Here is a 13116-nt window from a genome sequence, read left to right on the forward strand (position 1 = left end):
GGCTTGTGTGTAAGAACCGGAACGGCATGGAAAGGCCGGCCAGAGCGGGTGATAGCCCCGTACGGGTAGAAAGCGCACAAGTCCTCGAGTAGGGCGGGACACGTGAAATCCTGTCTGAACATGGGGGGACCACCCTCCAAGGCTAAGTACTCCTTGACGACCGATAGTGCACCAGTACCGTGAGGGAAAGGTGAAAAGCACCCCGACAAGGGGAGTGAAAGAGAACCTGAAACCGGATGCCTACAAGCAGTCGGAGGGGCCATGAGCCCTGACGGCGTACCTTTTGTATAATGGGTCAGCGACTTAGTTTTGCGAGCGAGCTTAAGCCGTTAGGTGTAGGCGAAGCGAAAGCGAGTCTGAACAGGGCGTTCAGTTCGCAGGACTAGACCCGAAACCGAGTGATCTAGCCATGGGCAGGTTGAAGGTGGAGTAACACCCACTGGAGGACCGAACCCACGTCTGTTGAAAAAGACGGGGATGACCTGTGGTTAGGGGTGAAAGGCCAATCAAACTCGGAAATAGCTGGTTCTCCGCGAAAGCTATTTAGGTAGCGCGTCGCGTGATTACCTGCGGGGGTAGAGCACTGGATCGGGACGGGGGGCGCGAGCCTTACCAACTCGAACCAAACTCCGAATACCGCAGAGTACAGCGCGGCAGACAGACTCCGGGTGCTAAGGTCCGGGGTCAAAAGGGAAACAGCCCAGACCACCAGCTAAGGTCCCCAAGTCATGGCTAAGTGGGAAAGGATGTGAGACGGCCAAAACAACCAGGAGGTTGGCTTAGAAGCAGCCATCCTTTAAAGAAAGCGTAACAGCTCACTGGTCTAACTAGCTGTCTTGCGCCGAAGATGTACCGGGGCTCAAGCCATGCACCGAAGCTGTGGACGTGTCTTTGACACGTGGTAGCGGAGCGTTCCGTAGGCCTGTGAAGGTGAACCGTGAGGTTTGCTGGAGGTATCGGAAGTGAGAATGCTGACATGAGTAGCGATAAACAGGGTGAGAAACCCTGTCGCCGAAAGTCCAAGGGTTCCTGCGCAAGGCTAATCCGCGCAGGGTGAGCCGGCCCCTAAGGCGAGGCCGAAAGGCGTAGTCGATGGGAACCAGGTTAATAGTCCTGGGCCTGTGGGAAGTGACGCGCCCCAAAAGTTGTATGCCCTTATCGGATTGGGCGTGCAGCGAAGGGGGGCCTGGAAATAACTCCCACGTACAGACCGTACCCGAAACCGACACAGGTGGACTGGTAGAGTATACCAAGGCGCTTGAGAGAATGGTGTTGAAGGAACTAGGCAAAATGCCCCCGTAACTTCGGGAGAAGGGGGCCTTCCCGTCGGGCAACCGGCGGGGAGGGGCACAGACCAGGGGGTGGCGACTGTTTACTAAAAACACAGGGCTCTGCGAAGTCGCAAGACGACGTATAGGGTCTGACGCCTGCCCGGTGCCGGAAGGTTAAGAGGAGGGGTTCACGCTCTGAATCGAAGCCCCGGTAAACGGCGGCCGTAACTATAACGGTCCTAAGGTAGCGAAATTCCTTGTCGGGTAAGTTCCGACCTGCACGAATGGCGTAACGACTTCCCCGCTGTCTCCAACACCAACTCAGCGAAATTGAAATCTCCGTGAAGATGCGGAGTTCCCGCGGTTAGACGGAAAGACCCCGTGAACCTTTACTATAGCTTCGCAGTGGCGTCAGGGTTCGAATGTGTAGGATAGGTGGGAGGCTTTGAAGCCGAAGCGCTAGCTTCGGTGGAGCCGTCCTTGAAATACCACCCTTTCGGACCTTGACGTCTAACCGCCGCCCGTGATCCGGGTGCGGGACCCTGCGTGGTGGGTAGTTTGACTGGGGCGGTCGCCTCCCAAAGAGTAACGGAGGCGCGCGATGGTGGGCTCAGGCCGGTCGGAAATCGGTCGTCGAGTGCAAGAGCAGAAGCCCGCCTGACTGCGACATCGACGGATGGAGCAGAGACGAAAGTCGGTTCTAGTGATCCGGTGGTCCCGCGTGGAAGGGCCATCGCTCAACGGATAAAAGGTACTCCGGGGATAACAGGCTGATACCGCCCAAGAGTCCACATCGACGGCGGTGTTTGGCACCTCGATGTCGGCTCATCACATCCTGGGGCTGGAGCAGGTCCCAAGGGTACGGCTGTTCGCCGTTTAAAGTGGTACGTGAGCTGGGTTTAGAACGTCGTGAGACAGTTCGGTCCCTATCTGCCGTGGGTGTAGGATGTTTGAGAGGATCTGTCCCTAGTACGAGAGGACCGGGATGGACGTACCTCTGGTGTACCAGTTGTCGCGCCAGCGGCACCGCTGGGTAGCTATGTACGGACGGGATAACCGCTGAAAGCATCTAAGCGGGAAACCCACCTCAAAACGAGACATCCCTGAGAGCCGTGAAAGACCATCACGTCGATAGGCCGGGTGTGGACGCGCAGCAATGCGTGCAGCTAACCGGTACTAATCGCTCGATAGGCTTCAAGTCCCGCCCGCAGCGGCAAGCGCGGCGCGGTGCTCTCCGAAACACACATGCGTTCCCAGCATCCTGACCGCTCAGGCATGAGCGGCCGCTTCACAGGCTTTTGCCGTGCGCTTGCGCGTGCGGTGTGTGTTTGGACGACCTGGTGGTCATGGCGTGGGTGCCACTCCCGATCCCATCCCGAACTCGGCCGAGAAACCCCACAGCGTCGATGGTACTGCGTCCTAAGGCGTGGGAGAGTAGAACGCCGCCAGGTCTTCCAAGCGCACCCCGTAACACCCGGCCGCCGCACAGGCCCGCACCGACCTCTTCCGATGATCCCGTCCCAGAACCCGCCGGCGAACGGCCGACACACCAACACCAACACCAACACATCCTGCCGCGGGGTGGAGCAGTCCGGTAGCTCGTCAGGCTCATAACCTGAAGGTCGCAGGTTCAAATCCTGCCCCCGCAACCACCGACATGAAAAAACCCGCCGTCTTCGCGACGGCGGGTTTTTCCATGGCCGGAGCAGAGGTCGGGCTTCCAGGCTGTTGGTCCTTTGGCGCACGATTCGCGGCTCGCGGCTCGTGACCGGTTGTGCGGCGTCGGTCACCAGCCCGCCAATTCCCCCCGCATGACGATAACCCCCGGTTCTGAGTGGCCCGCAAGGTGTTCGGCTGCGCCGCGCTGGCGCCGGCAAGGACGCCCGCTGCCTTGCAAGCCCAGGTCCTGGAGGGGCGCGGCAGGCTTTCACCGCGCCATCTGGATCCGCCGTCCGCCGTTCCCGCGGCGTCACCCTCCTGCCGCCTGCGGCTGTGCCGGAACCCGTCATAGTCGCTGTTTTGGAAGCATATGGTTCGCACCGCATGCAGAATTTCGCTTGCCAGTTGAGGCCTTAAAAAAAACGTTGTTATCTCTAAAACCTGTCGGTACTCATGTGCTCTCAGCACCACTTTAGGGGCAAGTAATGCCTCTTTCGAATGGCGGGCAGGCATGACGACGGACGACAAGCAGAATCAGGGTACCGACAATCGCGATGTCATTGAGGAAGTGACGGAGGAAGTCGTGCAAGTGGGGCGGCCGTGGCTCGGCATTGCCATCGCTTGCGTGGTGGCCGCCGTTCTGCTGGTGATCCTCGCGATCCCGGGCATCCTGCTCTTTCCCCGTCCACCGGCCAGCGACGATCGCCTGGTGGCCGCCCAGCGCGACGCCAACGACGCCCTCGAGGAACGCCTCAGGGAACTGCGGATGCTCGCGGAAAATGCCGTGTGCGTCGAAGGTGGAACCTTGTACGGCGACAGCGGCAACGGCCTGACGCTGACCCCGCTGGATGCCGCCCTGCGCCCTCCGGCACCGCGCATCGAAAGCCTACCCGCGCCGCCCGAGGCCGTCCCGCCCGGCAGCCCCGACGGCAGCCTCGTCGGCCTGATGGACCGCTCCACCGCCCTCGTCCTCGCGCCCTCGGCGGATGGATCGGGCGTCGGCACGGGCACCGGCTTCTTCGTGGCTCCCGGCGTGCTGGTGACCAACCGTCATGTGGTCGAGCAGGGCAGCGGCACCGCCCTGGTCATCAACCACGAGGCCGGCACCGCCATGGAGGCGACCGTGGCCGCCATGACGCCCAACAGCGACTTCGGTCAGCCCGACTTTGCCATCCTAACCGTGCCGGGCGCCGAGTCGCTGCCGCACCTGAGCATCGCGCAGGAGGTCGAGCGCATGCAGCCGGTGATCGCGGCGGGGTTCCCGGGTCTGGTCACCGAGACCGACGAAAGCTTCCGGCAGTTGATGAGCGGCGATCTTTCGTCGGCGCCGGAGGTCTCGTTCACCGACGGCATCGTGACGGCCCGCCAGGGCGGCGCCGGCGTCGAACTGATCCTGCACAGCGCGGCCATTTCCCCCGGTAACAGCGGCGGGCCGCTGATCGACATGTGCGGCAACGTCGTCGGCGTGAACACCTTCGTGCGGTCGGAGGAAACCTTCCGCCGCATGAACTACGCGCTGTCCCATGACGTTTTGGCGGAGTTCCTGGCCGCCAACGGTGTTGCCATGCGGCGGCCGGCCGAGGCCTGCCAGCCGCCGGCCGCGTCCCCGCCGGCTCCGTCGCTGCCCATGCCCGAAGGCGGTGCCGGTGGCGCGCCAGCGCCGGAGGCCGAGGCAGGCGCGGGTGCCGATGCCGCGCCGTCGGCCCCGGCCGCGTCCGAGTAAGCGCCATGAGCCGCCACGTCATCGCAGAAACGACGCTGGACGGGCTGCGGCCGGTCGGCGTCGGCCAACGCCGTACGCTCGACGCCTGGGACCAGATCGTCGCCTTCCTGGAACACGACGGCCAACTCGGGCCCGACCATGCGGCCTTGTTCGCCGAGCCGGTCGTTGACGAAAACGGTGCGGTCGAGTGGTACGCGCCGCGCGACAGCGAGTCCGAGGCCGTACCCGTATCGAGCCTGCCGGAAGCGGAGCAGGATAGCGTTCGCGCCGAGGCGGCCCGGCTGACCGACGCGATCAGCGCCCGCGCCGATGCGTTGCGCGAGAGCACGCGCGAGGAGGACAAGCGCCTGGGCGAGACCCTGGCGACGGCCCTGTTCGTGCCCGAGGACACCGACGTCCTGTACGTCCAGGATGGCCGGCCGGTGCTGGTCAACTGGGGAACGTTGAAGGACGTCGCGGCGCCCCGGCTGAGCGTGCTCGACGAGGTCGTGCGTCCGCGCGCGCCCGAGCCTGTCCGCCCGCCTCCGCCGCCGATCCTGCGGCGGATCAGCCGCATCCTGGTTGACCGCCGGTGGCGCTGGTGGAACCTGCTGTGGGTGCTGTTCGCCCTGCTGATGACGGCAATCATGGTGCTGCTGCTGTGGGGCTGTGCCCTGGGCATTCCGTTCGGCAACACCTTCCTGTCCTACTGCCCGCAGCCCCCCACCCTGAGCGATGATCTGGCGGCGGAGCGCCGACGCGGCGTCGAACTGCAGGCGGAGATCGACCGGCTGGAGGACCAGCTGGCCGACCTGCCGCGCTGCGTGCCGCGTGAGCCGCCGCCGCCGCCGCCGCCGCCGCGGGTGGCGCCCGAACCGCCGCCCGCGCCGGCGCCGGCGCCGGAAGAGTCCGAGTTCGATCGCCGGCGCGAGGAAGCCGGGGGTGCGTCGGGCGACATCACGGTCACCCTGATCTGGGACGGCAACAGCGACCTCGACCTTGTCGCGCGCTGCCCCGACGGCTCGCAGATCGACTACACCCAGCGCTCGTCGTGTGGGGGTGAACTTGACGTCGATGCCAACAACCAGTCGTCGAGCATCATGCCGAGCCCGGTGGAGAACGTGTTCTGGCCGGATGGGGAGGCGGCGCCCGGCGTCTACCGCGTGTTCGTCGATAACTACGAGGGCCGCAGCGCCGGCAACGCGCCGGTCCCATTCCAGGTGCGCGTGACCATCGGCGGCGACGTGCAGGAGTACTCCGGCGAGGTCGCAGAGCCCGGCGGCGCGGTCCCTGTCACTGAATTCACCATCGAATGACCCTGGCCGCCGATAGCCGGACTGCCTGAACGGGAAGAGCAATGCTGAAGAAACTGACCGATTTCCCCGATGTCATCACGCTGGTGCCCAACAGCGGCATTCAGATGCTCGACTTCGGCCTGAAGTTGTCCGATCTGAGCAAGCTGTCCCGATCGTTCTGGCCGGAAAAGCGCGACGAGAAGGACCCGGACGGCGGCACGGTCATCCACCTGCATCCGCTGCGGGAGGTGGACGACAGCCACGTTTACGTGAACGACGAGTACCCCGAGGGCCGCGTCGCGCCCACCGAGGAGGTCAACTCCTATCGCGCCGGCCCGGCCCTTGCCATCCTCGACAGCGAGTGGCTGCCGGTCCCGGTGTTGCGCAGCCGCACGACGACCAAGCAGAACGCCGACGCCTATGATCGCGGGCCCATCGGCTGGGCGCGGCTCCGCACGGCGGCGCTGAACGAACCCGACGAGCACGGCAACACCCACCGCGTCACCATCGCCTTCGACACCACGCTGGGCGCGCCGAAGCGGGAAAACGCGCCGTATCTGGCGCCGGAGCCGCGCGATGCCCAGGACCCGGTGGAGTTCCAGCTGGTCTCCGATCCGGAGGCCATCATGTTCTTCCTTGAGGCGCGGCCCATCCGCCGTTGGCTGAAGGACCGCTTCCTCGCCTGCATGGCGCGCCACCGCGGCCGCCCGGTGCCGGAGGAGGATATTGATCCCGGCGAATACTGGGCGCAGTACGTCATGCTGATCGAGGCGGTGAACGCGGCCTGCAAGGTGCCGCGCATCAAGCTTATCGATACCGTCAGCAGCCCGGCGTCCCTGCGTCCCATCGAGGTCGATCTGGTGATCGACGTCGGCAACAGCCGCACCTGCGGCATCCTGATCGAAAAGGCGCGGGACGAGGAGCAGCTCGACATCAGCGGCGCGACCCGTCTGGAGCTGCGGGACCTGACCCGTCCGCACCTGGCGTACTCCGACCCGTTCGAGACGTGGGTGGAGTTTTCCCCCGCGCGCTTCGGCAGCTATGCCCATGCCCGCCGGACCAGCCAGCAGAACGCTTTCTGGTGGCCCAGCCTGGTGCGCATCGGTCCCGAAGCCTCGTGGCTGGCGGCGCGGTCCGACGGCACCGAAGGCATCACGGGCCTGTCCAGCCCGAAGCGCTACCTGTGGGACAAGGAGGCGCGGCAGCAGCCCTGGTCCAACACCCGCGGGCTGACGCCGCCGGGCGAGGACCCCGAGGAGATCAAGGGGCCGATGACCGCCGAACTGACCGAAGACGGGCACCTTCTCGGCGGCGCCGGCCGCACGGTGGGAACGTCGCCGCGGTACTCGCGGGCGTCGCTTTACACCCTGATGCTGGTGGAGCTTCTGTCCCACGCGCTGGTGCAGATCAACTCGCCGGGCCTGCGCAGCCAGCGCGCCAACCGCGACATCCCGCGGCGCCTGAACAACCTGATCCTCACCCTGCCGTCGGCGACGCCGCTGGCCGAGCAGAAGGCGCTAAAGCGGTTCGCCAGCGACGCCTGGGAACTGCTCGCGCGGATCATGCGGTGGGGAGAGAAAGACCCGCTGCACAAGACCCCCACCATCCGCATGGACTGGGACGAGGCGACCTGCACGCACTTGGTCTACCTGCACAACGAAATCAACTGGAAATACCAGGGGCAGCCGCGGGAGCTGTTCGACCTGCTCGGCGGCGGGCGGAAGGGCCCCGATGGTGGTCCGGCGCTGCGCATCGCCAGCATCGACATCGGCGGCGGCACCACCGACCTGATGATCATCGAGCATGAGGTGGAAGGCAAAAGCATCGTCCACCCGCGCCAGTTGTTCCGCGAGGGCTTCCGCCTGGCCGGCGACGACATCGTCAAGACCGTCGTCGAGCAACTGGTCCTGCCCCGGTTCGTCGAGCATTTGGCAGAGTGCGGCCTGTCGTCGGCCGCCGCTCACGGGCTGATCACCGATCTGTTCGGCGGCGACCGCGAGGGCACGGCCGAGCAGGACCGGACGCTTCGCGTGAACTTCGTCAAGCAGGTGCTCACGCCGGCGGCCCTGGGCCTGCTGGGAGCTTACGAGGCGGTGGACGGCCGCCGCACGGCCGGCGAGGAAACCTTCAAGGTGGGCGAGCTTCTGGCCGCCGGACATCCGCCGCAGGCGCATGTCCGGGCCTATCTGGAGCGCGAGGCCGAGCGGCGCGGCGCGGCCGACTTCCGCATTGAGGACGTGACCCTGACCATGGCGCCGCGGCGTATGGCCGCCGAGGTCTCGGCAGTGATCGGCGGCATGCTCGACGACCTCTGCGACGTCGTCCGCCACTACCAGTGCGACCTTCTGCTGCTGTCCGGCCGGCCGTCGCGGCTGCCCGTCGTGCGCGACCGCATCAACACCAGCCTTCCGGTGCCCCCGAACCGGGTGGTGGCGATGCACAAGTACGAGGTCTTCAACTGGTATCCGTTCCGGTCCAACGACTTCCGCATCCGCGACCCGAAGACGACCGCGGCCGTCGGCGCCATGCTGTGCCTCATGTGCGAGGGTCGCATGCCGGGCTTTTTCATGAAGTCCAGCGAGATCAAGATGAAGTCCACCGCCCGCTACCTGGGCGTGATGAATCAGCGCGGCGAGATCACTGACGACAACGTCCTGATCCACAACGTGGACTTCGACACCGGAGACGGCGTGGTCGGTTTCGAGCTGAAAATGGAAGGTCCGACCTTCATCGGCTTCCGCCAGTTGCCGCTGGCCCGCTGGAAGACGACGCCGCTGTACTACCTGACCTTCCGAGACCATGACCGCCTCGCCAAGCTGCGGCCGCCCATCACGGTTAAAATGGAGCGGCAGGTGCTGGAGGAGGGCGCCGACGAGGCGGGGCTGGAGGCCTTCAAGGTCGTCGACGCCGAGGACGCGGACCGAAAGACGTGCCGCAACTGGATCAAGTTCCGCCTGCAGACCCTGCGCAACGAGGCGCAGGGCGATTCCGGGTACTGGCTGGACAGCGGCGTGCTGCGCATCGCGCCGACGGCCGGCAAGTAATCGAACCAGTTCAGGGGCAAGAGGAAAACCATGCTGCGTGACAAAGATGCCGTCCTGGGCAAGCAGTGCAAAGACATGGCGACGGCGTGCAGGCAGGCGCTGGGCTGGTTCGCCGACAACGAAAAGATCGTCGGATACCGCCGCGCCAATCTGGAGCGTCTTTTCAAGAAGAACGCCGTCGAGGCCCTGAAGCTGGCGAATGCCGCCGAACGGCCCATGTCGGTGGGCGTTTTCGGCGCCAGCCAGGCCGGCAAGTCGTTCCTGACCGGCAGCTTCATCGCGCCGAAGGACAACCCCATCAAGGTGATCTTCGGCGACGAGAAGAACCCGGTGCGCATGGACTTCCTGAGCGAGGTCAACCCCACCGGCGGCGACGAGACGACCGGCCTGGTGACGCGCTTTTCCATCCGGCACCGCCGGCCGCCGTCGAACGACTACCCTGTCACCCTGCGCCTGCTGACCGAAGGCGACATCATCAAGATCCTGGCCAACACCTTCGTGCTGGACCTGCGCGCCAAGCCGGAGCGCGTCTTCAGCCAGGCGATCCTCACGGAACTCACCGGCGCGGCCGAGAGCGTGCGGCAGGACGCGGTGCAGCCGGGCCTTTCCGTCGAGTCCATCCTGGACCTGGAGCAGTACATCCAGGAGGAACTGGAGGACCATCCGCTCAACAAGGAAGAGGCGCTGCGCGAGGAATACTGGCTGACGCTGGAACGTCTCGCGCCGAACCTCAAGGCGGCGGAACGGGCCAGGCTGGTGGCGCCGCTGTGGGGCGAAATCCCCGAGTTCACCGACCTTTACCTCGAACTGCGGGGCGCGCTGGACAGCATCGGCCACCCGGGTTTCGTCTACGTGCCGCTGGCCGCCATCCGCGACCGCGCGCGCGGCGTGCTGCACGTCCAGACCATCTACCACCTCGATCCGGCCAACGAGGACGGCAGCTTTGCGCAGGACGGCGTGGACCAGGTGACCGTCATGGCGGAGAACGGCCGCACCGCCAGCCTGCGCAAGGCGGTGGTCACGGCGCTGACGGCGGAACTTCTGGTGACGCTGGAAGACAAGCCCTGGCCGTTCCTCGAGCACACCGACCTGCTGGACTTCCCCGGCGCCCGCGGCCGTGAAAGCAAGACGGCGACGGAGTTCTTCCGGGGCGGCGAGGACACCAAGCCGCAGAACCGCGCCTATTGCTTCCTGCGCGGCAAGATCGCCGTGCTGTTCGACAAGTATTCGGCCGAGCTGGATCTGAACACCATGCTCCTGTGTTCGGACGACCGCAACCAGGAGGTCCGCAAGCTGGCGGAGTTGATCCAGCGCTGGGTGGCCCGCACGCACGGCGCCACGGCGCAGGATCGCCTGAACTGCAAGACCGCCCTGATGCTCTGCATGACCAAGGCGGACACCCTGTTCGATCGTAAGGCCGGCGCCACCATGGAGGAGTCGGTGTCGGCGCGTCTGAGGAAGGACATCACGTTCTACCAGTCGTGGATGAAGCGGTGGGCCGGCGACCAGCCCTTCGACAACGTGGTGTTCGCGCGGAACCCCAAGTTCCAGCGCCGCGACCTGTTCGCCTACGAGGACGCGCCCGAGGGCGCACCGGAAGGGTTCGTGCCGCAGGAGACCGGCCTGCTGGACGTGCCGGAGATGGAACGGTTCAAGCAGACCTTCCGCGAGATCAGCTTCGTGAAGGAGCACGTTGCCGATCCCGACGAGAGGGTCGACGCCATCCTGTCGCTGAATGACGGCGGTATTTCCTACATCGCCAGGAAGCTGGCGCCGACCTGCGACCCGGACCTCAAGTTCAACCAGATCCGCCCGCGCGCCCTGTCGCTTGCCGAGCGCATGCGCAACACGCTGACGGAGTTTTACGAGGCCGGAGACGTCGCGCAGCGCGTGGCCGAACGACGGGCCGAGGCCATGAAGGTGGTCAAGTGCCTGCAGTCCAAGGTTGCGCTCATCGGCCAGTTCATCGCCGCCCTTGAGACCGACGAAGACACCATGGCGACCGTCTTCCTGGACGTGGCACGCGGTGAAAACGGCGATACGGCGCCGGCGGACTCCGCCGCCGAGGCGGTGCCCGCCATGGCGGACGCGGGCTTCGACGGCACGGCGGCCATCGATCTCGGGGACCTGTTCGACGAGGGCGACGGAGCCGGCGCCGCGCCTGCCGCGGGCGAGGAGACCGCGCCGGTCAAGCAGGGCCTCGCGGCGCTCTATGGCGAGGCGGCCGTCCGGCGCTGGCTGATGCGGATCAGCGACGCGGCGCAGAATGCCAAGCTGACCCAGACCTACGGGATGGGGCCGGCCGAGTTCGCCGCCGTGGTGCAGGAACTGGAGATCGCCGCACGCCGGTACAAGGTCGCCAACCGCATTGCGGAACTGGTGCAGCCCATCATCCAGTACCACCAGCGTCCCGACGAACACATGCACCGCGTCGCCATGGTTTCGGCCATGGAGATCAACCGCCTCGTCAACTTCCTCGGCCGTGATCGACCCGAGGCCGAGAACAAGGGCGATGTCCTGTTCAAGCGCGAGGCGCCGGAGGTGGTCGACGGCCTGCCCGTGCTGCCCACCGACAACAACGAGCTTCGCCGGGTGCGCGGGGCGGCGCTGCGCGACTGGCTGAAGGGGCTCGTCCTGCTGGCCGAGGAGAGCGCGGCCTCCAATGAGGGCGGGGTCATCGACGTCGAGCAGAACGCCCGCATGGGCAGCATCATCGCGCTTGTTCCGGCGGAGGTCGCACAGTGAGTCACGGCATGAAGATAGAGCAGGACCCGGCCCATCCCGGCGGCGGCTTTGCGCGGCTGGTCCTGCCCGGCAAGGCGGGCGACGCCCGGAAGAGGCCGCGGGTCACCATCACCCGGCAGAGCAACAGCGACAGTTGCCTGGGGCACGCCGGCTGGCAGGCGGCGGAGCACCAGTTCAAGCCGCGCAAGATCCGCGTCGAAGGCTCGTCCCTCGTGCTGATTCTCGGCCCCGAGATCGTCGACAACGTCGACGAATTCACGGGCGTGACCGTGTCGGTGCCGCCGCTCAAGGTTTCCGAACAGCTCCGCTGGCCCTCGCTCATGCCGGCGACGGACCTTGATGCGGAGGGCGACGGCCAGAATTTCGTGGACGACGGTGCCGAGCCCCCTATCGAATACGACGGAGGCGCCAAGCCGCCGGCGTCCGAGACGCCGTCCGAGCCGACACCGGACCCGGTCCCCGATCCCAAGCCGGAACCCGATGCGGTGCCCCGCCCCGGACCGGCGCCGCAGCCGAAACCGACGCCCGAGCCCAAGCCCGAGCCGCAGACGGCTCCGAAACCGGAGACGGGCCCGCAGCCGGGCCCGCAGACGCCGGGGCCTGCGCCGACGACCGACGTGAACGACCTTCTTCTCCAGCAGAAGAAGGAGCGCGAGGCAATCCAGCGGGAACGGGAGGCCAAGCAGGCCCCGCAGCCCGAGCCGCCGGTCCCGCAGCCCGAGCCGAAGCCGCAGGACGGCGGCGGAACCGTCGAGGGCGGTGACGGCGAGGTCGAGACGTCGCCGGAACCTGAAAAGAAGCCGATCCCCGATCCCGTCCCCGGCCCGGACCCGACGGTCGACCCGGAGCAGACGGCCGGAAAGCGCCGGCCGCTCTGGCCGTTCATCCTGCTGATCGTCGTGCTCCTCGCCGCGCTGGGGGGAGCCGCCTACGCCTTCCGCGACGAGATCACCGCCTTCGTGGAGGACATGACGGGCGCCGCCGACGCTGATCCGGCGCCCGGAGCAGGCGACACGGCTCCCGCCGAGGAAGCGGAGCCCGCCGACGCCGACGCGGCGCCGGCCGTGGACAGCAGCCTGTCGCCGGCAGAGCGCTACGACATGGCGATGGCGGCCCTGCGCGCCGGCGATCCGGACACGGCGGTGCCGCTTCTCCGTGCCAACGCCGGTGACGGTCACGCCCCGTCCATGGGCGCGCTGGCGGAGCATTACGCGGACATCGATCCGGGCGAGGCCCTGCGCCTGGCGGCGGATGCCTGTGAGCAGGGGCTCGCCGATGGCGCCGGCCTGCTGGATCAGGTGCAGTCCACGATCACGGCTCAGGCCGACCGTGGCGATGCCATGGCGCGCCTTGCCCTGGACATTGATCTCGGCGCGGCTGCGGCCGCCTGCGCCCCGTAA

At 66.4% G+C, this 13116-nt stretch carries 5 protein-coding genes, 1 tRNA gene and 2 rRNA genes (1 of these 8 cut by a window edge); all 8 read left to right on the forward strand.

From position 1 onward, the window contains the following. Nucleotides 1-2472: ribosomal RNA gene (locus LG334_RS02360) — 23S ribosomal RNA — on the forward strand; it begins 266 nt to the left of the window's first position. A 135-nt stretch (nucleotides 2473-2607) separates the two neighbouring features. Continuing rightward, nucleotides 2608-2722 (forward strand): 5S ribosomal RNA (gene rrf, locus LG334_RS02365). A 124-nt stretch (nucleotides 2723-2846) separates the two neighbouring features. Then, a tRNA-Met gene (locus LG334_RS02370) sits at nucleotides 2847-2923 on the forward strand. 518 nt (nucleotides 2924-3441) lie between these two features. Then, nucleotides 3442-4653, forward strand: a complete 1212-nt coding sequence (locus tag LG334_RS02375; protein WP_404382937.1) for a trypsin-like peptidase domain-containing protein — start codon at nucleotides 3442-3444, stop codon at nucleotides 4651-4653. Between the two features lie 5 nt (nucleotides 4654-4658). Further along, nucleotides 4659-5948 carry a hypothetical protein gene (locus LG334_RS02380; RefSeq protein WP_404382939.1) on the forward strand — a complete coding sequence of 430 codons (1290 nt, stop codon included), beginning with the start codon at nucleotides 4659-4661 and terminating at the stop codon, nucleotides 5946-5948. A gap of 41 nt (nucleotides 5949-5989) precedes the next feature. Continuing rightward, on the forward strand, nucleotides 5990-8971 hold the full coding sequence (locus LG334_RS02385; RefSeq protein WP_404382941.1) for a virulence factor SrfB: 2982 nt from the start codon (nucleotides 5990-5992) through the stop codon (nucleotides 8969-8971). A gap of 30 nt (nucleotides 8972-9001) precedes the next feature. Then, nucleotides 9002-11716 carry a virulence factor SrfC family protein gene (locus LG334_RS02390; protein ID WP_404382943.1) on the forward strand — a complete coding sequence of 905 codons (2715 nt, stop codon included), beginning with the start codon at nucleotides 9002-9004 and terminating at the stop codon, nucleotides 11714-11716. Nucleotides 11717-11724: 8 nt separating this feature from the next. Beyond that, complete coding sequence (locus tag LG334_RS02395; protein WP_404382945.1) at nucleotides 11725-13116, forward strand: hypothetical protein; 1392 nt, start codon at nucleotides 11725-11727, stop codon at nucleotides 13114-13116.

The sequence above is a fragment of the Caenispirillum salinarum genome (assembly GCF_044803115.1).
GTDB lineage: Bacteria > Pseudomonadota > Alphaproteobacteria > Rhodospirillales > Rhodospirillaceae > Caenispirillum > Caenispirillum salinarum_A.